The sequence below is a fragment of the Caballeronia sp. TF1N1 genome, assembly GCF_022878925.1.
In the GTDB taxonomy this organism is placed as follows: domain Bacteria; phylum Pseudomonadota; class Gammaproteobacteria; order Burkholderiales; family Burkholderiaceae; genus Caballeronia.
On the sequence record NZ_CP084626.1, the window covers coordinates 2,494,811 to 2,514,376 of the forward strand.

Here is a 19,566-nt window from a genome sequence, read left to right on the forward strand (position 1 = left end):
AGCATTTCGGTTTCGTATCGAGGATAGATCGAAGCCCGCTCCATTCGTTACGTCTCATCGTCATGACCACTGTCGTCAAATGCCCGACCTGCGCCAAGGAAGTTCGCTGGGTACCGGAAAACCGTTTTCGTCCGTTCTGCTCTGAGCGTTGCAAGCAGATCGATCTGGGCGCCTGGGCCACCGAAAAGTACAAGATCGGAGGCAACGCTCAGGAAACGCCGCCTGACGACGACACGCGCGGCAGCCTGAACTAGGCTTCTTCGGCGAGCCATTCCAGAATGGGAATCGCTGCGGGTAGCAGCGGCGCCACGTCCACCGGCAGAGTCTGCCAAGAGATAGCCTGCCCTTCGCGCCCGAGCGGCTCGCCCTTCCACTCCGTCACTTTGCAGAAAAACAGCCGCACGTAGGCATGCGGATAATCGTGTTCGAGCGTGCGCCAAAGTTCACAGGCGACCACGTCGATTCCCAGCTCTTCATGCAACTCACGGCCAAGCGCAGCCTCGACGCTCTCTCCTCGTTCCAGCTTGCCGCCCGGAAATTCCCAGTAACCTTCGTATGGCTTGCCCGGCGGACGCTGCGCAAGCAGATAGCGCCCGTCCGGCTGAACCATGACGCCGACGGCCACTTTCGTCACCTTGCGCCCATCGGGCGCAAGATCGATGGTCGCCTCGTTCTCGTGCCTGGCGTCGGTCATGTCCGTCATTGCTTGCGTCCCGACCAGTCGCGCGCGAACTGCCATGCAACACGGCCCGAACGCGAACCGCGCTCGAGCGCCCAGACGAGCGCATCGCCACGAGCGCCGGCAATCTCGGCTTCATCGACGCCGAAATGCTTCAGCCAATGGCCGACGATCGCCAGATAATCGTCCTGCTTGAATGGATAGAAGCTCACCCACAGCCCGAAACGCTCCGACAGCGAAATCTTCTCTTCGACGACTTCGCCCGGATGAATCTCGCCATCGGACGTGTGCTTGTACGTCTCGTTTTCGCTCATGTACTCGGGCATCAAGTGCCGGCGATTCGACGTCGCGTAAATGAGCACGTTGTCAGACTGCGCGGCAACCGAGCCGTCGAGCGCGACTTTGAGCGCCTTGTAGCCAGACTCGCCTTCCTCGAAGGAAAGATCGTCGCAGAACACGATGAAGCGTTCCGGCCGCGTTGAAATGAGATCGACGATATCGCCAAGGTCGTGCAAATCGTCTTTGTCGACTTCGATCAGACGCAGGCCGTCTTTCGAATACGCGTTCAGGCAAGCCTTGATGAGCGACGATTTACCCGTGCCGCGCGCGCCCGTCAGCAACACATTGTTGGCGGGCAGCTTCTGCACGAACTGGCGCGTATTCTGTTCGATCAGGCCTTTCTGACGGTCGATGTTCTGGAGATCATCCAGCGCAATCTGCGAAACAGCCGTCACCGGCTGCAGATAGCCGCGCCCCTGGCGCTTGCGCCAGCGAAACGCCACTGCGGATTCCCAGTCGATTTCCGGCGCCGCGGGCGGCAACATGCCTTCGATGCGCGCCAGCACCGCTTCGGCGCGCGTGAGGAATTGTTCGAGCTTGTCCATGGTGTCTTTTTCTTGGGCGCGCCGGATCAGGAGCGATAGTCGGCGTTGATGCTCACGTAATCGTGCGAAAGGTCACACGTCCAAACGGTGGCTTGTGCGTCGCCACGGCCGAGCAGCACGCGAATCGCGATCTCGCTCTTTTTCATCACGCGCTGGCCGTCTTCCTCGCGATACTCGGGGTTACGCCCGCCCGCTTTCGCGACGAGCACGTCGTCGAGGTAAAGATCGACCTTGCCGACGTCGAGGTCCGCCACGCCCGCATAGCCGATTGCCGCGAGAATACGCCCGAGATTAGGGTCCGACGCATAGAACGCGGTCTTCACGAGCGGTGAATGGCCGATTGCATAAGCAATCTGGCGGCATTCCGCGACGTCCTTGCCGCCTTCGACGGTGATCGTCATGAACTTGGTCGCGCCTTCGCCATCGCGCACGATGAGCTGCGCCAGTTCCTGCGCGACGGCAGTGACCGCATCGCGCAAAGCGGCGTAAGCGGGTGAATCCGTCGAAGTGATTGCCGGCAGGCTCGATTTGCCCGACGCGATCAGGATGAATGAATCGTTGGTCGAGGTATCGCCGTCGATGGTGATGCAGTTGAACGAGCGATCCGCAACGTGCTTAACCAGTTCGTCGAGCACGGGTTGCGCGACGTTGGCATCGAAGGCGAGGAAACCGAGCATGGTGGCCATGTTCGGCTTGATCATGCCCGCGCCCTTGCTGATGCCCGAAAAGGTCACCGTGTGGCCGTCGATCCGCACCTGACGCGACGTGGCTTTCGGCAGCGTGTCCGTGGTCATGATGGACTGCGCGGCTTCGAACCAGTGCGCGGCCTGCTGATTGGCCAGCGCGGCAGGCAAGCCCGCTTTCAGACGATCGAGCGGTAGCGGCTCGAGAATCACGCCCGTGGAGAACGGCAGGATCTGCTGCGCGTCGAGGTTCGCGAGGCGCCCAAGCTCCGCGCAAGTCTCGCGAGCGATCACGAGGCCCGGCTCGCCGGTGCCCGCATTCGCGTTGCCCGTGTTGATGACGAGCGCGCGAATGCCCTTGCCGCCCGCGCGAACGGCTTCGAGATGCTCGCGGCAGACGATTACCGGCGCGGCGCAAAAACGATTTTGCGTGAACACACCCGCCACGGTAGCGCCTTCATCGACGCGAATGACCAGCACGTCCTTGCGATTGGGCTTGCGAATGTTCGCCTCGGCCCAGCCTAGCGTGACGCCGGCGACGGGATGAAGCGCTGCGGGATCGATCGAGGGGAAATTGACGGCCATGTTCGCGACTCAGCTGTAGGTGACGCGTGCCGGTAAGAAGACCAGGCCGGCACAGAATGAAGGACTGACGCGCGCCGGGAGCGGAGCGACGCCGTGAAACGCGCGCGAAAGCGCCAGATGGACAAACGACGCATTGCTGCGTCGCTTGGTCCGTTTCGTCTGAGCAGCCTATTAAGCCAGCTTGCCGTGACAGTTTTTGTACTTCTTCCCGCTGCCGCACGGGCACGGGTCGTTGCGGCCGACCTTCGGCAGATCGTCGGCTGAACGTGTGACGACGCTGACGTCGTCGCCTGCGGACATAGCCTGATTGACCATCTGCGCGGCGGCGGTTGCCGCCACCGCGGCCGGCGCCGGCGCTGCCGCCGGCGCGTTGAAGTCCGCGTGCGTGAACGACACGTTCTCCAGATGGCTGCCGCGCTCTTCGTACTGTTCGGCGGCTTCTTCGAGCTGCTCCGGCGACTGGATCTGCACGTTCATCACGACGCGCGTGACTTCCTGCTTGACCTCGTCGAGCATGGCCGCGAAGAGTTCGAATGCCTCGCGCTTGTATTCCTGCTTCGGGTTCTTCTGCGCATAGCCGCGCAGATGGATGCCCTGACGCAGGTGATCGAGCGCGGCCAGATGTTCGCGCCAGCGGCTGTCGAGCGTCTGCAGCATGATCGAGCGTTCGAACGCGCTGAATGAATCGCGGCCGACCATGGCGACCTTCGCCTCGTACGCTTCGTCGGCGGCGGCGAGCACGGCTTCGTTGATTTCCTCGGCGTCGATGGAGTTCGACTCGTTGATCATCTCCTGCACGGCGAGATCGAGCGACCAGTCATTGCGCAGCACTTCTTCGAGCTCGGGCGCGTCCCACTGTTCCTCGATACTGCCCGCCGGCACGAAGTTGCGCACGAGGTCGCCGATCACGCTCTGACGCATGGCCGCGATGGTTTCCTGCACGTCCGTCGCTTCCAGCAACTCGTTGCGCTGCTGATAGATCACCTTGCGCTGATCGTTTGAGACGTCGTCGTATTCGAGCAGTTGCTTCCGGATGTCGAAGTTGCGCGCTTCCACCTTGCGCTGCGCCCCTTCGATCGACCGCGTGACCATGCCCGCTTCGATCGGCTCGCCTTCCGGCATCTTCAGGCGGTCCATGATCGCGCGCACGCGGTCGCCCGCGAAAATGCGCAAAAGCGGATCATCCAGCGAAAGATAGAAGCGCGACGAACCCGGGTCGCCCTGACGGCCCGCGCGGCCGCGCAACTGGTTGTCGATACGGCGCGATTCATGCCGCTCGGTCCCGATGATATGCAGGCCGCCCGCTTCCTTCACGGTGTCGTGCAGCATCTGCCATTCGTCGTGCAGCTTCTGAATCAGCCGGGCCTTTTCGCCTTCGGCAATCGAAAGATCCGCCTCGATGAACGAAGCCTGCTTCTCGACATTGCCGCCAAGCACGATGTCCGTGCCGCGACCGGCCATGTTGGTCGCAATGGTCACGGCGCTCGGACGCCCCGCTTCCGCGACGATGGCCGCTTCACGCGCGTGCTGCTTCGCGTTCAGCACTTCGTGGCGAATGCCTGCCTGAGTGAGCAGGCCGGAGAGCAATTCCGACGCTTCGATGGACGTCGTGCCGACGAGCGTTGGCTGACCGCGTTCGACGCACTCGCGAATGTCGCGGATGACGGCGTCGTAACGTTCCTTCGATGTCTTGTAGATTTGATCCTGCTTGTCGACACGCTTCGGCGCCCGGTTGGTCGGGATCACGACCGTTTCCAGACCGTAGATTTCCTGGAACTCGTAGGCTTCCGTGTCAGCCGTGCCGGTCATGCCGGACAGCTTGGAATACATGCGGAAATAGTTTTGCAGCGTGATGGAAGCGAGCGTCTGGTTTTCGCTCTGAATCTGCACGTGCTCCTTGGCTTCCACTGCCTGATGCAGACCGTCCGACCAGCGGCGGCCCGTCATCATGCGGCCCGTGAATTCGTCGACGATAACGACTTCACTGCCCTGCACGACGTAGTGCTGATCGCGGAAGAACAGCGTGTGCGCGCGCAAAGCGGCGTACACGTGGTGCATCAAGGTGATGTTCTGCGGCGCGTAGAGACTTTCGCCCTCGCCGATCAAACCCCATTCGGCAAGCAGACGCTCCGCCTTTTCATGGCCCGATTCGGTGAGGAACACCTGACGCGCTTTCTCGTCGAGCGTGTAGTCGCCCGGCTTTTCGACGCCCGTGCCGTCCGCCTTCTCCTCGCCGATCTGCTGTTCGAGCAGCGGCGGGAGCGCATTCATGCGCACGTAGAGGTCGGTGTGATCTTCGGCCTGACCGGAAATGATGAGCGGCGTACGCGCTTCGTCGATGAGGATCGAATCCACTTCATCGACGATGGCGAAGTTGAGCGGCCGCTGCACGCGCGCGTTGGTCTCGTAGACCATGTTGTCGCGCAGATAGTCGAAGCCGAATTCGTTGTTCGTGCCGTAAGTGATGTCCGCCGCGTAGGCTTCCTGCTTCTGGCCGTGTTCCATTTGCGACAGATTCACGCCGCACGAAAGACCCAGGAAGTTGTAAAGACGCGCCATCCATTCGGCGTCGCGTTGCGCGAGGTAGTCGTTCACCGTCACGACGTGCACGCCGCGGCCCGACAGCGCGTTCAGATACGCGGCGAGTGTGGCGACGAGCGTCTTGCCTTCGCCCGTGCGCATTTCCGCGATCTTGCCGTAATGCAGCACCATGCCGCCGATCAACTGGACGTCGAAGTGGCGCATTTTCAGGACGCGCCGACTCGCTTCGCGACAGACCGCGAACGCCTCGGGCAGAAGCACGTCGAGCGATTCGCCGCTCGCGACGCGCTGGCGGAACTCGTCCGTCTTCGCGCGTAGCTGATCGTCCGTGTATTTCTCGACGGTCGGCTCGAGGGCGTTGATCGCCACAACGGTCTTTTGGTACTGCTTGACCAGCCGCTGATTGCGGCTGCCAAAAATCTTCTGAAGGAAACCGGTGGTCATCGGATCAGTGTCTGCGTCGCGGCTTCGGATGGGCGCATGTTGCTTGCTGCGTCCGAGTTCGGAGAACCCCGGCGACTTAAGTCCATTGGGTGAAATCGAATCGGGAATTTTAGCACGCGAGTTTGGCAGACCTTACGTCCGCGTGGGCTCGCGCGCGTCGGGGGAACGCGACAGTCAACCGTTTGAAAGTTTGTTCCGGCGCGGTTGCCGAATAAGGCTTGCGCGTCGGGGAAGCGCGCGGGCGCGCGTTACAATCGAACCATTGCGTCGGGCGTTCTCAAGCCAAAAATGAGCCGTTTTTCTACAAATTCAAGATCTGGACCGGAGCGGTTCGATCCGCGCAAGCCACAGGCGCTGGCCGATGTCCTCGATCGCACCGATGCCTTTCGCGCTTTGCGGGCAGGCGTCGAGCAAGTGGCGGCACTGCAGCGCGATCTGAGCACGCTTCTGCCGGATTATCTCGCGGCCAATGTCGAGCCCGGTTTCATCAAGGAAGGCGTGCTAGCGCTTTTCGCCGCGCATAACGCGCTCGCGGCGCGGCTGCGCCATATCGAGCCCACTTTGCTCGCCGATCTGCAGCAACGCGGCTGGGCGGTCAACTCGCTGAGAGTGCGCGTGCGTCCGCAATCGATGCAGGACGCGGTGCCGCCCAAGCAAGCGCGGATGTCGGCGGCGGGTGCATCGGCGCTGCACGAGCTTGCCGAGACGCTCGCGCCTTCGCCGCTACAGGAAGCGCTCGCGAAAATGGCCGCGCGTCATCGAGGCAAAGGCGAAAAAAAATGAGCGATGCTTTCGCACCGCTCATTCGCTTGAAACTCGCTGCCTGAAGTGACTCAGGCAAATGCCGTCTGCGTGTCGAAACTGAAACCGCGCGGCGCCTTCTGAATGTCCTCGAAGGTGACCATTTCGTAAGCGTCTTCGTTTGCGAGCAATTCGCGCAAAAGCATGTTGTTCATGGCGTGGCCGCCCTTGTACGCCTTATAGGACGCGAGCAGGGGATGCCCCACGACATACAGGTCGCCAATGGCGTCCAGCATCTTGTGCTTCACGAATTCGTCGTCGTAGCGCAGGCCGTCGTTATTCAGGATGCGGTACTCGTCGAGCACGATCGCGTTGTCCATGCTGCCGCCGCGTGCGAGACCGAGTTCGCGCATCATTTCAACTTCGTGCGCAAAGCCGAACGTACGAGCACGCGCGATTTCACGCACATATGACGTAGTCGCGAAATCCACTTCCAACGCCTGACCGGTCTTGTCGACGGCCGGGTGACGGAAGTCGATGGTAAAGCTCAGTTTGAAGCCGAAATACGGGTCGAGACGCGCGAATTTATCGCCGTCGCGCACTTCGACGGGCTTCGTCACCTTGATGAATTTCTTCGGCGCGTTCTGCTCTTCGATACCCGCCGATTGAATCAGAAACACGAACGAAGCCGCGCTGCCGTCCATGATCGGGATTTCCTCGGCGGTTACATCGACATACAGATTGTCGATACCGAGTCCCGCGCATGCCGACATCAAGTGCTCGACGGTGGAAACGCGCGCGCCGTCCTTCTGCAGCACGGACGCCAGGCGCGTGTCGCCGACGGACATCGCGGACGCGGGAATGTCGACCGGCTGCGGCAAGTCGATACGCGAGAACACGATGCCCGTGCCAGCCGGTGCGGGCTTGAGCGTCAGTTCGACCTTCCGGCCGGAATGGAGCCCGATCCCCACGGTCTTGACTACAGTCTTGATTGTTCGCTGCTTCAACATGATTTTCTTCTTCCGATATGAATTCCCAATAAAGAGAATTAATCGCACTATATAAGCTAATAGGCCGAAGTATACTCCATCCAGTGCACGTCGTCGCGCTCCGGGAGGTTTCAAGTGTTTCCCGGTGTTACCTGCCGATGACAGATTTAATGAAGTAGAACGGGCCGATGGCCGGAATGGAGGCATTTCCGGTCATCGGCCCCAAGTTGCGGCTGTTTGAGAGTGCGTCTGCGGCGTTGTACAGAGACAACGCGACGCCGCTTCACTCAGCGCAACGTCGCCAGGATGCTTTGAGCGTCGCTGACTTCGAACTTGCCGGGCGCTTCGACATTAAGCGTCTTGACCACGCCATTGTCGATCACCATCGCGTAGCGCTGGGAACGAATTCCCATGCCGCGCTCGGTCAAATCCTGATCCAGTCCGAGTGCCTGGGCAAAACGCGCACTGCCGTCCGCGATCATCTTCACCTTGCCCGCGGTTTGAAGATCGCGTCCCCACGCGTTCATGACGAACGCGTCGTTGACGGAAACGCACCAGACTTCGTCGATACCCTCAGCGGAAAACTCCTCCGCCGCCTCGACGTAGCCGGGCACGTGTCTGGCGGAACACGTCGGCGTGAACGCGCCCGGCAATCCGAAGATCACCACGCGCTTGCCAGCGGTCCGCTCGCGCGCCGAGAACCCGTTCGGTCCCACGGCGCAGCCTTCGCTCGGCTCCTCGATGAACTCGAAGAGACGCACATCCGGCAACGTTTCACCCACTTTGATCATGCTCGGTCCTTCCCTCGTCAGTGCCCGCACATTCCGGCGAAGTGCATCGTCCCGCGCTTGACGCTTTATCGCGAAGTTCGACGACACCGGCTTCATCTGCACAGTGGCAAATTCGTGGAGAGCGCCTGGCCACGGCCTGGCGTCCGATTCGATACGTCCTCGAACGCGGCCTTGGACAGTCGCCCCACGTGAAGCCTGCATTGTCGCGCTTCTCGATTCAGCGCGCGTGATAACGGGTGCTACGGCTTCGCTCGTCGCCATATTTCGGCGATGAGGCCCGTCTTAGTCCGCTTGCTTGCGCAGGAACGCCGGGATGTCGTAAGTGTCGACGCCCTTTTCCTGCAATGCCTGCACATGCGAAGCCGCCGTTTCCCGCGTCGAACGCCACACTGCCGGCGTGTCCAGCTGACCGTAATCCGTCGGCTGACCATGCTGCGGCGAATACGTGTTGTGCGTTGCGTGCGCATGCGCGACCGGCTGATTGTCGGTGCCCGTGCGCAGGAGGGTCATTGGCGCTTGCTGCTGCTTCTTCGCCGCGCGGCCCAGGCCCGTTGCCACCACCGTCACGCGTAGGGCGTCGCCCATTGCGTCGTCGTACACCGCGCCGAAGATCACAGTTGCGTCGTCGGCCGCGTAGCTCTTGATGGTATTCATCACTTCACGCGTTTCCGACAAACGCAGCGAACGGCTCGACGTGATATTCACGAGCACGCCGCGCGCACCCGACAAGTCCACGCCTTCGAGCAACGGGCTCGCCACGGCCTGTTCCGCCGCGAGACGCGCGCGATCGACGCCGGCGACTGTCGCCGTGCCCATCATCGCTTTGCCTTGCTCGCCCATCACGGTCTTCACGTCTTCGAAGTCGACGTTCACGAGACCATCGACGTTGATGATTTCCGCGATGCCCGCGACAGCGTTGTTCAGCACGTCATCCGCGCACTGGAAGCACTTGTCCATTTCGGCGTCGTCGCCCATCACGTCGAACAGCTTGTCGTTCAACACGACGATGAGCGAGTCGACGTGATCTTCCAACTGCTGCGAGCCGGCTTCCGCCACGCGCATGCGGCGGCCGCCTTCGAACTCGAACGGCTTGCTCACGACGCCGACGGTCAGAATGCCCATTTCCTTCGCGATCTGCGCGACCACTGGCGCCGCGCCCGTCCCCGTGCCGCCACCCATGCCCGCGGTGATGAACACCATGTGCGCGCCACGCAATGCATCGGCGATACGCTCGCGCGCGTCTTCCGCCGCTTCCTTACCCTTGTCCGGCTTGGCGCCCGCACCGAGACCGGTCATGCCCAATTGCAGAACCGCCGGCGCGCGTGAGCGAGCCAGTGCCTGCGCGTCGGTATTCATCACGATGAAGTCGACGCCTTGTACACCTCTGTTGATCATGTGCTGCACGGCGTTGCCACCCGCACCTCCGACACCGACCACCTTGATGATCGTTCCGTTGGTTTCCGTTTCCAGCATTTCGAAATCCATGTTGCCTCCGTCAAGAATGAAGATCGGCGTTATTCGGCGAGAGATCGGGCAACCCCTCACCGCGCGCCAGCCGCCGGTACTGGCACGAATTATATTCAGCGTCTGCTGCTTTTTCTTTCGTGCTACTTATGTTTCTTATTCGATTCAGAAGTTTCCGAGAAACCAGTCTTTCATGCGCGTGAATACCTGGCCCATCGATCCGTTCTGTACCGCGACCTTGCGGCCGCGCATGCGTTGCGAGCGTCCTTCGGCGAGCAGGCCCATGGCCGTCGAATAGCGCGGATTGCGCACGACATCTGCAAGGCCGCCCGCGTATTCCGGCACGCCGATACGCACTGGCTTCAGGAAAATGTCTTCGCCGAGTTCGACCATGCCGGGCATCATCGCCGCGCCGCCGGTCAGGACGACGCCGCTCGACAGCAATTCTTCGTAGCCGGATTCGCGCACGACCTGCTGCACCAGTGAGAACAGTTCCTCGACACGCGGCTCGACCACTGCTGCGAGCGCCTGACGCGACAGCGTGCGCGGACCGCGTTCGCCGAGACCCGGCACTTCGATCATCTCGTCGGGATCGGCGAGCGCCTGCTTCGCGATGCCGTAGCTCACCTTGATGTCTTCCGCGTCCGGCGTCGGCGTGCGCAGCGCCATCGCGACGTCGCTCGTGATTTGATCGCCGGCGATGGGAATCACGGCCGTGTGACGGATCGCGCCTTCGCTGAAGATGGCGATGTCCGTCGTGCCGCCGCCGATATCGACGAGCACTACGCCCAGTTCCTTCTCGTCTTCCGTCAACACCGCCAGCGACGAGGCGAGCGGCTGAAGAATGAGGTCGTTCACTTCGAGCCCGCAGCGGCGCACGCACTTCACGATGTTCTGCGCCGCGCTCACCGCGCCCGTCACGATATGCACCTTTACTTCGAGCCGGATACCGCTCATGCCGATAGGCTCGCGCACGTCTTCCTGACCGTCGATGATGAATTCCTGCGTGAGGATATGCAGCACCTGCTGATCGGTCGGGATGTTGATGGCCTTGGCCGTTTCGATCACGCGGGCGACGTCCGTCTGCGTGACTTCCTTGTCCTTGATCGCCACCATGCCGCTCGAATTGAAGCTGCGGATATGGCTTCCCGCAATGCCCGTGAAGACATTCGTGATCTTGCAATCCGCCATCAGCTCGGCTTCCTCGAGCGCGCGCTGAATGGATTGCACCGTGGCCTCGATGTTGACCACGACGCCCTTCTTCAACCCCTTCGAGTCGCTCTGACCGAGTCCGATCACCTCGTAGTGGCCCTCGCCTTTCAGTTCGGCGACGATCGCGACCACCTTCGACGTTCCAATGTCGAGGGAAACCAGCAGGTCTTTGTAGTCTTTGCTCATAGCGTGCTCATGCCCGTTTTGTCTGCTTACTTCTTGGCCTTGTCGGTGTCATTGATGAAACGCATTCCAGCTGCTCGTATCGCGAAGCCATTCGGGTAACGCAAATCCGCGTATTCGATGTCGTTGCCCCAACGCCCCGTCACCGACGGCCACGACGCAACGAAGCGCCGACTGCGTTCGAGCAATGTGTCTTCATTGCGCTCGCGGCCCAGTTCGAGCTGCGTTCCGTTCGAGAGCTTGACCGTCCATGCGAATCGCGGCGACAGCGTCACTTCCTCCGGCTGCGCGTCGAGCGGCGCGAACCACTTCTGAAAATCGTGATACCGGGCGACCACTTCCTTCGCCGTGCCCTCGGGACCGTCGAACGCGGGCAGGTCGTCGTCGAGTTCGCCCTGGTTCGCCGTGAAGAGTTCACCGTCCACGCTCACCAACTGGTCGTTGCCCCAGGTGCCGAGCGGCTTGTATTCCTCGAGTGTCACTGCGAGCGCATTCGGCCAGACGCGCCGCACGCTTGCATGACGCACCCACGGCATCTGCTCGAACGCGGCGCGGGCCGTATCGAGATCGACCGTGAAGAAATTGCCCTTCAGATGCCCCACCACGCTCGCGCGCACCGTCGGCGTGTTGATGTGCGCCGTGTCGCCGTCGATCTGGATACCCCGCAGACGAAACTCGGGACGCTGTATCGCCCAGATGCCCGCGGCGGCCAGCAGCATAAGCACGAGCATCAAGTGCAGCGCGCTGGCGGCGAGGTTCATTTGGCGAACGTTGTTCCACATGGTTCGTTTGCTTGTGTCCTGTGCGAATGTTTAGTCTTCGAGCGTCAACGACAACACCTTCACAACCAGATCCTTGTAGCTGATGCCGACCGCGCGCGCCGCTTTCGGCGGCAACGAGTGGTCCGTCATGCCCGGCGCCGTGTTGACTTCGAGAAAGTACGGATTGCCGTCGAGGTCAAGCATGAAGTCGGCGCGGCCCCAGTCCGTGCAGCCGAGCATGTCGAAGGCGCGCTGCGTCAGTTGCTTCATGCGCGCTTCCTCCGCTTCGGTCAGGCCGCAGGGAATCAGGTACTGGGTGTCGTCGGCGACGTACTTCGCGTGATAGTCGTAAAACTCGCCCGCCGGCACGATCTTGATGACCGGTAAATCCAGATTGCCGGCGATACAGCACGTGAACTCGCCGCCGCCTTCGATGCTCTTCTCCACGATCACGATCTTGTCGTACTTCGCGGCTTCTTCGAGCGCGGGCGCGAGCGTTTCCGCGCTCTTCACCTTGATGACAGCGACGCTCGAGCCTTCCGTCGCCGGCTTCACGAAAAGCGGCAAGCCGAGCTTCGCAATGATCTCGTGCGTGCGCGCGTCGTAGTCTTCACCGCGATACACGGTCTCGAACGGCGGCGTGGGAATGCCGGTCTGCTGCCACACGAGCTTGGTGCGCAGCTTGTCCATGCCGAGCGCCGAACCGAGCACGCCGCTGCCCGTATAACGGATGCCGTAAAAGTCCAGCGCGCCCTGCAACTGGCCGTTCTCTCCATAGCCGCCATGCAGCGCGATAAACACGCGCTCGAAACCTTCCGCCTTCAAGTCCGAGAGCGGACGCTCCGCCGGATCGAACGGATGCGCGTCGATGCCCGCTTCGCGCAAACCTTCGAGCACGAGCCGTCCCGAGTTGAGCGAGACTTCGCGCTCGGCCGAGTTACCGCCAAGCAGCACGGCGACCTTGCCGAAGACCTTGGGATCGAGTTGATTCACGTTGCTTTTGGTTGCGTCTTTCATGTTCAGTTCTGGCTCAGCGCGAGCCGCCCGCATACACCGCCGATGGAACCCGCGCCCATGGTGATCACTACGTCGCCGTTGCGCGCAAGCGTCGTCACGGCATCGGGTACTTCGTCCACGGTTTCGACGAACACCGGTTCGACCTTGCCCGCCACGCGGATGGCGCGCGCGAGCGCACGGCCGTCGGCGGCGACGATGGGCGCTTCGCCAGCGGCGTAGACATCGGTGAGCACGAGGGCATCGACGGTGGACAACACCTTCACGAAATCCTCGAAGCAGTCGCGCGTGCGCGTGTAGCGATGCGGCTGGAACGCGAGCACGAGCCGGCGATCCGGAAACGCGCCGCGCGCCGCCGCGATGGTCGCGGCCATCTCGACCGGGTGATGACCGTAGTCGTCTATCAGCGTGTACGCACCTTCGTTGTCGTTCGCCTTCACTTCGCCATAACGCTGGAAGCGCCGGCCCACGCCGTTGAACTCGGCGAGCGCACGCTGGATATCGGCATCCGCGACTTCGAGTTCGGTCGCAATGGCAATGGCGGCGAGCGCGTTCTGCACGTTGTGCGTGCCCGGCAGATTCAGTTCGATATCGAGCGGCGGCGCGTCTTCGCGCAGCGTCGTGAACTTCATGCGGCCGCCGCGCGCTTCGACGTTCACCGCGCGCACTTGCGCTTCGGCGCCGAGACCGTAGCGGATGATCGGCTTCGACACGAACGGCAGGATTTCGCGCACGTTCGGGTCGTCCACGCACAACACGGCAATGCCATAGAACGGCAGGCGATGCGTGAATTCAATGAACGCCTGCTTCAGCCGCGCGAAGTCGTGGCCGTAGGTGTCCATGTGATCGGCGTCGATGTTCGTGATGACTTCGATCACGGGAAAGAGGTTGAGGAACGACGCGTCCGACTCGTCCGCTTCCGCGACGATGAAGTCGCCGGTGCCGAGCCGCGCATTCGCGCCCGCGCTGATCAGCCGGCCGCCAATGACGAAGGTCGGATCGAGTCCGCCTGCCGCCAGCACACTTGCGACGAGCGACGTGGTCGTGGTCTTGCCGTGCGTGCCGGCAATGGCGATGCCCTGCTTCAGGCGCATGAGTTCCGCGAGCATGACCGCGCGCGGCACGATAGGCACGCGACGATGACGCGCGGCCAGCACTTCCGGATTGTCTTGCCGCACGGCCGTGGATACGACGACCGCGTTCGCGCCTTCGATGTTCTGTTCGTGATGCCCGATAGCCACGCGCGCGCCGAGCATCTTGAGGCGCTCGGTGATTGCGTTGTTCGACAGGTCCGAACCGCTGACCTGATAACCGAGATTAAGCAGCACCTCGGCGATGCCGCTCATCCCGACTCCGCCAATGCCGACAAAGTGAATGTGTTTGACGATATGTTTCATGACTTAATGTGCCTCTCGAGCTTGCGCGTGGGTACGCGCACCGGCCACGTCGGCGCAAACCTTCGCGACCCGTTCGGTCGCGTCCGGTTTCGCCAGCGCGCGCGAACGCTCGGCCATTGCCGTAAGCGTTTCGCGCGACTGCATACGCAACCAGCCGGCGAGCCTTTCCGCCGACAAATCGCGTTGTTGTATCAATTCCGCCGCGCCGTTCCTGGCGAGGAACGCGCCGTTGGTCGTCTGGTGATCGTCGACGGCGAACGGGAACGGCACGAATAGCGCCGCTACGCCGACCGCCGCGACCTCGGAGACGGTCATCGCGCCTGAACGGCAGATCACGAGATCGGCTGCCGCATAAGCGCTTGCCATGTCTTCGATGAACGGCATGAGTTGCAAGTCGCCGCCACGCGAAAAACCTGCCGCGGCGTAATTCGCTTCGAGCGCTTCGATATGCTTCGCGCCTGCCTGATGCACGATGCGCGGACGTTCTTCGTCGCTCAACAGGGCAAGCGCCTTCGGCACCGTTTCGTTGAGCGCAGCCGCGCCGAGACTGCCGCCGACCACGAGCACGTTCAACCGGCCCGAACGCGCGGCATAGCGTTCTTTAGGTGGCAATGTGCGCGTTAGTTCCGCACGAATGGGATTACCCGTCCATTCGGCATTGGGCAGCGCGTTCGGAAAGGCGACGAGCACGCGCTTCGCAAGATGCGCGAGCACCTTGTTCGCGAGTCCCGCGATGGAATTCTGTTCGTGCAGCACGAGCGGGCAGCCGGCGAGTCTCGTCATCACGCCCGCCGGGAACGTGATGTACCCGCCCATGCCGAGCACGACATCCGGCTTCACCTGACGCAGCACGCGCAGACTCTGCGAACACGCGCGCAAGAGATTCACGGGCAACATGAACTTGGTCTTGATGCCCTTGCCGCGCACGCCGCCGAAGCGCACGGACTCCATCGGAATACCGTGCTTCGGGACGAGCGTCGCTTCCATGCCGCTCGCATTGCCGAGCCACACCACGCGCCAGCCCTGCGCCTGCATCCAGTGCGCGACCGCGAGACCGGGGAACACGTGGCCCCCGGTGCCGCCCGCCATGACCATCAGCGTGCGCGCGTTCGCAGTGGATGAGCCTTGCACGGTCATACCTTGCCTCCGCGCATCAGCACCCGGTTTTCATAATCGACGCGCAGCAGTACCGCGAGCGCGACGCAGTTCAAAAGAATGCCCGAGCCGCCGTAGCTTACGAGCGGCAACGTGAGACCCTTGGTCGGCAAAAGACCGAGATTCACGCCCATGTTGATGAAGGTCTGCGCGCCGAACCAGATGCCCACGCCCTTGGCCATCAGACCGGCGAAGGTGCGATCGAGTGCGAGTGCCTGACGGCCGATCTCGAACGCGCGGCGCACGATCCAGTAAAACAGCAGGATCACGCAGATCACGCCGACGAACCCGAGCTCTTCACCGATCACCGCGAGGATGAAGTCGGTATGCGCTTCCGGCAGATAGTTGAGCTTCTCGACGCTGCCGCCGAGGCCCACGCCGAACCATTCGCCGCGTCCGAATGCGATGAGCGAGTGCGTGAGCTGATAAGCCTTGCCTTGCGCGTAACGGTCGTCCCACGGATCGAGGTAAGCGAAGATTCGCTCACGACGCCAAGGCGATGCCCACACGAGCAAGGTGAAGGTGCCGACCGCCGTCGCCACCAGGCCGCCGAACAGCTTGCCGTTGACGCCGCCGAGGAACAGCACGCCCATGGCGATAGCCGCGATCACCATGAACGCGCCCATGTCCGGTTCGAGCAGCAAGAGCGCGCCGACTGCGCCGACCGCGACCGCCATCGGCAAAAAGCCCTTGCCGAAGCTATGCATGAACTCTTGCTTGCGCACGGTGTAGTTCGCGGCGTAGATGGTCACCGCGAGCTTCATGATTTCCGACGGCTGCATGTTCGTGATGCCAAGCGGAATCCAGCGGCGCGCGCCGTTCACGCCCTTGCCCACATGCGGCACCAGCACGATGACGAGCAGCACGAGCGCCACGAGAAAGAGCTTCGGCGCGTACTTGTCCCAGGTCTTGATGGGAATCTTGAACGCGATGACCGCGCCGACGAGCGCCGTTGCTATCGAGATCAGATGGCGCACGAGGAAGTGATAGTCGCGATACTGCGCGTACTTCGGCGAATCGGGCATGGCGATCGAAGCCGAATACACCATCACGATGCCAAGGCCGAGCAGCGAGATCATCACCCACAAAAGCGAGTAGTCGTAGTCGAGCATGCGCGAGCGCGCCGGACGCACGCCGTTGACCGCGCTCGAAATGCCGCCCGCGGTTTCGGGACGTCCGACGCGCACCGAAGCGCCCGCGCGACCCGCAAGCGAATCCTGCGGAACCGCGTTGCGCTGGCCAGTCAATTTCGATCCAAAGCGTTCCGACCAGCTCATAGCATGACTCCCCGCGCGGCGGCAATTTCTTCGACCGCGCCGCGAAATACGTCGGCGCGATGTGCATAGTTTTTGAACATGTCGAGGCTCGCGCAGGCGGGCGAGAGCAGGACGGCATCGCCCGGTTGCGCGAGGCGCGCGGCGGACTGCGTCGCGGCTTCGAGCGTGGCGTGATCTTCGAGCGCGACGCCGGTGGCTTCGAGCGTTTCGCGAATGCGCGGCGCGTCGCGGCCGATCAGCATGACGGCGCGCGCCCAGCGTGCGACCGGTGCTTCGAGCGGCGAGAAATCCTGGCCCTTGCCGTCACCGCCCGCGATCAGCACGATGCGTTGCGCGAGACCGTCGAGCGCGGCGACCGTGGCGCCGACGTTGGTGCCCTTGCTGTCATCGACGTAATCGACGCCTTCGATCTGCGCGATCACTTCGACGCGATGCGGCTCGCCGTGATATTCGCGCAAGCCGTGCAGCAAGGCGGCGAGCGGCAGATCGACCGCACGTGCGAGCGCCAGCGCCGCCAGCGCGTTGGCGGCGTTATGCAGACCGCGAATGCGCAGCGCGTCGGCAGGCATGAGGCGCTTGCTCACCACGTTCGGCGCGGCGGCTTCCTGCTTGCGACGACGCGAGCTGACCGGTTCGTCGGCGGCGTCCTGATCCACGCCTTGCGCGAGCCAGACCATGCCGTTCTCGCGCAAAAGCCCGTAGTCGCCCACGTTGACCGGCTCGTCCAGACCGAAGCTCACCACGCGATTCGCCGCGACGTTCTTCGCGAGCGCCATGGTGCGGGCGTCGTCGCGGTTCAGCACGCGCGTCGTGCGCGCGCCGAAAATGCGGCCTTTCGCGGCGGCGTAGGCGTCGAGACCGCCGTGCCAGTCGAGATGATCCTGCGTAATGTTCAGCACGGCGGCGGCGTCCGGCGCGAAGGTGTGCGCGGTTTCGAGCTGGAAACTCGACAGTTCGAGCACCCAGACGTCGGGCAGCGCGGTTTGATCGATGGCTTCCGTGAGCTTGTCGAGCATGGCCGGGCTGATGTTGCCCGCGACCGCCACGCGCTTGCCCGCGCGTTCGCACAGGAGGCCCGTGAGCGCGGTCGTCGTGGTTTTGCCGTTCGTGCCCGTGATGGCGATCACCTTCGGCTGATAGCCGTCCATACCGAGCTTGGCCAGCGCCTGCGCAAACAATTCGAGTTCGCCCCACACAGGAATGCCGCGTGCTTTAGCAGCGTCGATCAGCGGCGCGAGGTCCGGCGCGAGCGGCGAAAGTCCCGGGCTGATGGCGACGATCTCGATACCGCCATCGAGCAATTCAGTCGAGAACGGGCCGCCGACGAAGTCCGCATCGATCTGATGGATGGCGAGCTCGGAAAGATTGGGCGGCAGTTCGCGCGTGTCGGCGATGCGCAGGCGGCAGCCGTGCCTGGCGCACCAGCGCGCCATCGCGAGACCCGATTCACCGAGTCCCAGCACAAGCACCATCGGACTTTGCCGACCCACAAACTTCTCGCCAAACATCGCTTTACCTTTGACCTGAAACGAAAATTCAAGAAACCTTCGAGCGTCGCACCATCGACACGAAAATCACCGCGAAATCAACGCAGCTTCAACGTCGACAAACCAAGCAGACACAGCATCAACGTGATGATCCAGAAGCGCACCACCACTTGCGTCTCGGTCCAGCCGGACAGTTCGTAATGGTGATGCAGCGGCGCCATCTTGAAGAAGCGGCGGCCCTCGCCATAACGGCGCTTCGTGAACTTGAACCAGAAGACTTGCAACATGACCGAAAGCGTTTCGGCCACGAAAATGCCGCCCATGATGAACAGCACGATCTCCTGACGCACGATCACGGCAATGGTGCCGAGCGCGCCGCCGAGCGCGAGCGCGCCGACATCGCCCATGAACACTTGCGCCGGGTGCGTGTTGTACCAGAGGAAAGCGAGACCGGCGCCTCCCATGGCCGAACAGAAGATCAGCAATTCGCCCGCGCCGGGAATATGCGGGAACAGCAGGTACTTCGAATACACGGAGCTACCCATGACATAAGCGAACGCGCCAAGCGACGCGCCCACCAGCACCACGGGCATGATGACCAGGCCGTCGAGGCCGTCGGTGAGATTCACCGCGTTGCTGGCGCCGACAATCACCAAGTACGTCAGCGCGATGAAGCCCCATACGCCGAGCGGATAGCTGATCGCCTTGATGAACGGCAGCATCAAGTCGGCACGCGCTGGCAGACCCATGGAAAGACCGCTGCGCACCCACGCCATGAAGAGATCGAACACGCGCGCGTTGTTCGCCTCGGACACGCTGAAGGCGAGGTACACCGCGGCGAAGAGACCGATGACCGACTGCCAGAAATACTTCTCGCGCGACGACATACCGCGCGGGTCCTTGTACACGACCTTGCGATAGTCATCCACCCAGCCGATCACGCCGAAGCCGAAGGTCACGAGCATCACGATCCACACGAAGCGGTTGGTGAGGTCGGCCCACAACAGCGTCGAAATGGCGATACCCATGAGGATAAGCACGCCGCCCATGGTCGGCGTGCCGGACTTGACGAGGTGCGATTGCGGGCCGTCACGGCGCACGGCCTGACCGACTTTCAACGCGGTCAGTTTGCGGATCACCCACGGACCGCAGACGAGCCCGATCAGGAGCGCCGTCGCCGTGGCGCCCACTGCGCGGAACGTGATGTAGGTAAACACGCGCATGAAGCTGGCGTCATTCTGGAGCCATTGCGCGAGTGCGAGTAGCATGCTGGTCCTTC

Annotated in this window: 17 protein-coding genes; 2 read left to right on the forward strand and 15 right to left on the reverse strand. The window is 62.4% G+C overall.

The window, feature by feature from the left end; genetic code table 11:
* Positions 1–62 precede the first annotated feature (62 nt).
* Positions 63–254 (forward strand): DNA gyrase inhibitor YacG, encoded by a 192-nt coding sequence (locus LDZ28_RS11610; RefSeq protein ID WP_244826290.1) that lies wholly within the window; start codon positions 63–65, stop codon positions 252–254.
* On the opposite strand, the gene LDZ28_RS11615 is transcribed toward LDZ28_RS11610, so the two are convergent.
* From LDZ28_RS11615 to secA, 4 genes are all read right to left on the reverse strand, one after another.
* Positions 251–694: an NUDIX domain-containing protein gene (locus tag LDZ28_RS11615; RefSeq protein WP_244826291.1), complete on the reverse strand. Its 444-nt coding sequence runs from the start codon at positions 692–694 to the stop codon at positions 251–253. The genes LDZ28_RS11610 and LDZ28_RS11615 overlap by 4 nt on opposite strands.
* 5 nt (positions 695–699) lie before the next feature.
* Positions 700–1,563, reverse strand: coding sequence for an ATP-binding protein (locus LDZ28_RS11620; RefSeq protein ID WP_244826292.1), 864 nt, complete (start codon positions 1,561–1,563; stop codon positions 700–702).
* Positions 1,564–1,589: 26 nt separating this feature from the next.
* The gene (gene argJ / locus LDZ28_RS11625) at positions 1,590–2,831 is read right to left on the reverse strand and encodes a bifunctional glutamate N-acetyltransferase/amino-acid acetyltransferase ArgJ (protein WP_305038163.1); all 1,242 of its coding nucleotides are present in this window, start codon (positions 2,829–2,831) and stop codon (positions 1,590–1,592) included.
* 171 nt (positions 2,832–3,002) lie between these two features.
* Positions 3,003–5,816 carry a preprotein translocase subunit SecA gene (secA, locus tag LDZ28_RS11635; RefSeq protein WP_244826294.1) on the reverse strand — a complete coding sequence of 938 codons (2,814 nt, stop codon included), beginning with the start codon at positions 5,814–5,816 and terminating at the stop codon, positions 3,003–3,005.
* A gap of 288 nt (positions 5,817–6,104) precedes the next feature.
* On the opposite strand from secA, the gene LDZ28_RS11640 reads away from it, so the two are divergent.
* Positions 6,105–6,599: a DUF721 domain-containing protein gene (locus LDZ28_RS11640; protein WP_244826295.1), complete on the forward strand. Its 495-nt coding sequence runs from the start codon at positions 6,105–6,107 to the stop codon at positions 6,597–6,599.
* 50 nt (positions 6,600–6,649) lie between these two features.
* Here LDZ28_RS11640 and lpxC read toward each other — a convergent pair whose 3' ends face one another.
* The 11 genes from lpxC to mraY form a co-directional block, all read right to left on the reverse strand.
* Positions 6,650–7,567 (reverse strand): UDP-3-O-acyl-N-acetylglucosamine deacetylase, encoded by a 918-nt coding sequence (gene lpxC / locus LDZ28_RS11645; RefSeq protein ID WP_244826296.1) that lies wholly within the window; start codon positions 7,565–7,567, stop codon positions 6,650–6,652.
* Positions 7,568–7,833: 266 nt separating this feature from the next.
* Positions 7,834–8,337, reverse strand: coding sequence for a peroxiredoxin (locus tag LDZ28_RS11650; protein WP_244826297.1), 504 nt, complete (start codon positions 8,335–8,337; stop codon positions 7,834–7,836).
* Between the two features lie 282 nt (positions 8,338–8,619).
* On the reverse strand, positions 8,620–9,822 hold the full coding sequence (gene ftsZ, locus LDZ28_RS11655) for a cell division protein FtsZ (RefSeq protein ID WP_244826298.1): 1,203 nt from the start codon (positions 9,820–9,822) through the stop codon (positions 8,620–8,622).
* 144 nt (positions 9,823–9,966) lie between these two features.
* Positions 9,967–11,199, reverse strand: coding sequence for a cell division protein FtsA (ftsA, locus tag LDZ28_RS11660; RefSeq protein WP_244826299.1), 1,233 nt, complete (start codon positions 11,197–11,199; stop codon positions 9,967–9,969).
* A gap of 26 nt (positions 11,200–11,225) precedes the next feature.
* A complete protein-coding gene (locus LDZ28_RS11665) occupies positions 11,226–11,978 on the reverse strand; it encodes a cell division protein FtsQ/DivIB (protein WP_244826300.1) in 753 nt (250 codons plus the stop codon).
* Positions 11,979–12,008: 30 nt separating this feature from the next.
* The gene (locus LDZ28_RS11670) at positions 12,009–12,950 is read right to left on the reverse strand and encodes a D-alanine--D-alanine ligase (protein ID WP_244828120.1); all 942 of its coding nucleotides are present in this window, start codon (positions 12,948–12,950) and stop codon (positions 12,009–12,011) included.
* Positions 12,951–12,976: 26 nt separating this feature from the next.
* Positions 12,977–14,368 carry a UDP-N-acetylmuramate--L-alanine ligase gene (murC, locus tag LDZ28_RS11675; protein ID WP_244826301.1) on the reverse strand — a complete coding sequence of 464 codons (1,392 nt, stop codon included), beginning with the start codon at positions 14,366–14,368 and terminating at the stop codon, positions 12,977–12,979.
* 3 nt (positions 14,369–14,371) lie between these two features.
* Complete coding sequence (murG, locus tag LDZ28_RS11680) at positions 14,372–15,505, reverse strand: undecaprenyldiphospho-muramoylpentapeptide beta-N-acetylglucosaminyltransferase (protein WP_244826302.1); 1,134 nt, start codon at positions 15,503–15,505, stop codon at positions 14,372–14,374.
* Entirely contained in the window at positions 15,502–16,800 is a 1,299-nt protein-coding gene (ftsW, locus tag LDZ28_RS11685; protein WP_244826303.1) for a putative lipid II flippase FtsW, read from the reverse strand. Before ftsW ends, murG begins: the two co-directional genes overlap by 4 nt.
* The gene (gene murD / locus LDZ28_RS11690) at positions 16,797–18,308 is read right to left on the reverse strand and encodes a UDP-N-acetylmuramoyl-L-alanine--D-glutamate ligase (RefSeq protein ID WP_244826304.1); all 1,512 of its coding nucleotides are present in this window, start codon (positions 18,306–18,308) and stop codon (positions 16,797–16,799) included. The genes ftsW and murD overlap by 4 nt, the downstream gene beginning before the upstream one ends.
* A 77-nt stretch (positions 18,309–18,385) precedes the next feature.
* Positions 18,386–19,555, reverse strand: a complete 1,170-nt coding sequence (gene mraY, locus LDZ28_RS11695; protein WP_244826305.1) for a phospho-N-acetylmuramoyl-pentapeptide-transferase — start codon at positions 19,553–19,555, stop codon at positions 18,386–18,388.
* Positions 19,556–19,566: the final 11 nt, after the last annotated feature.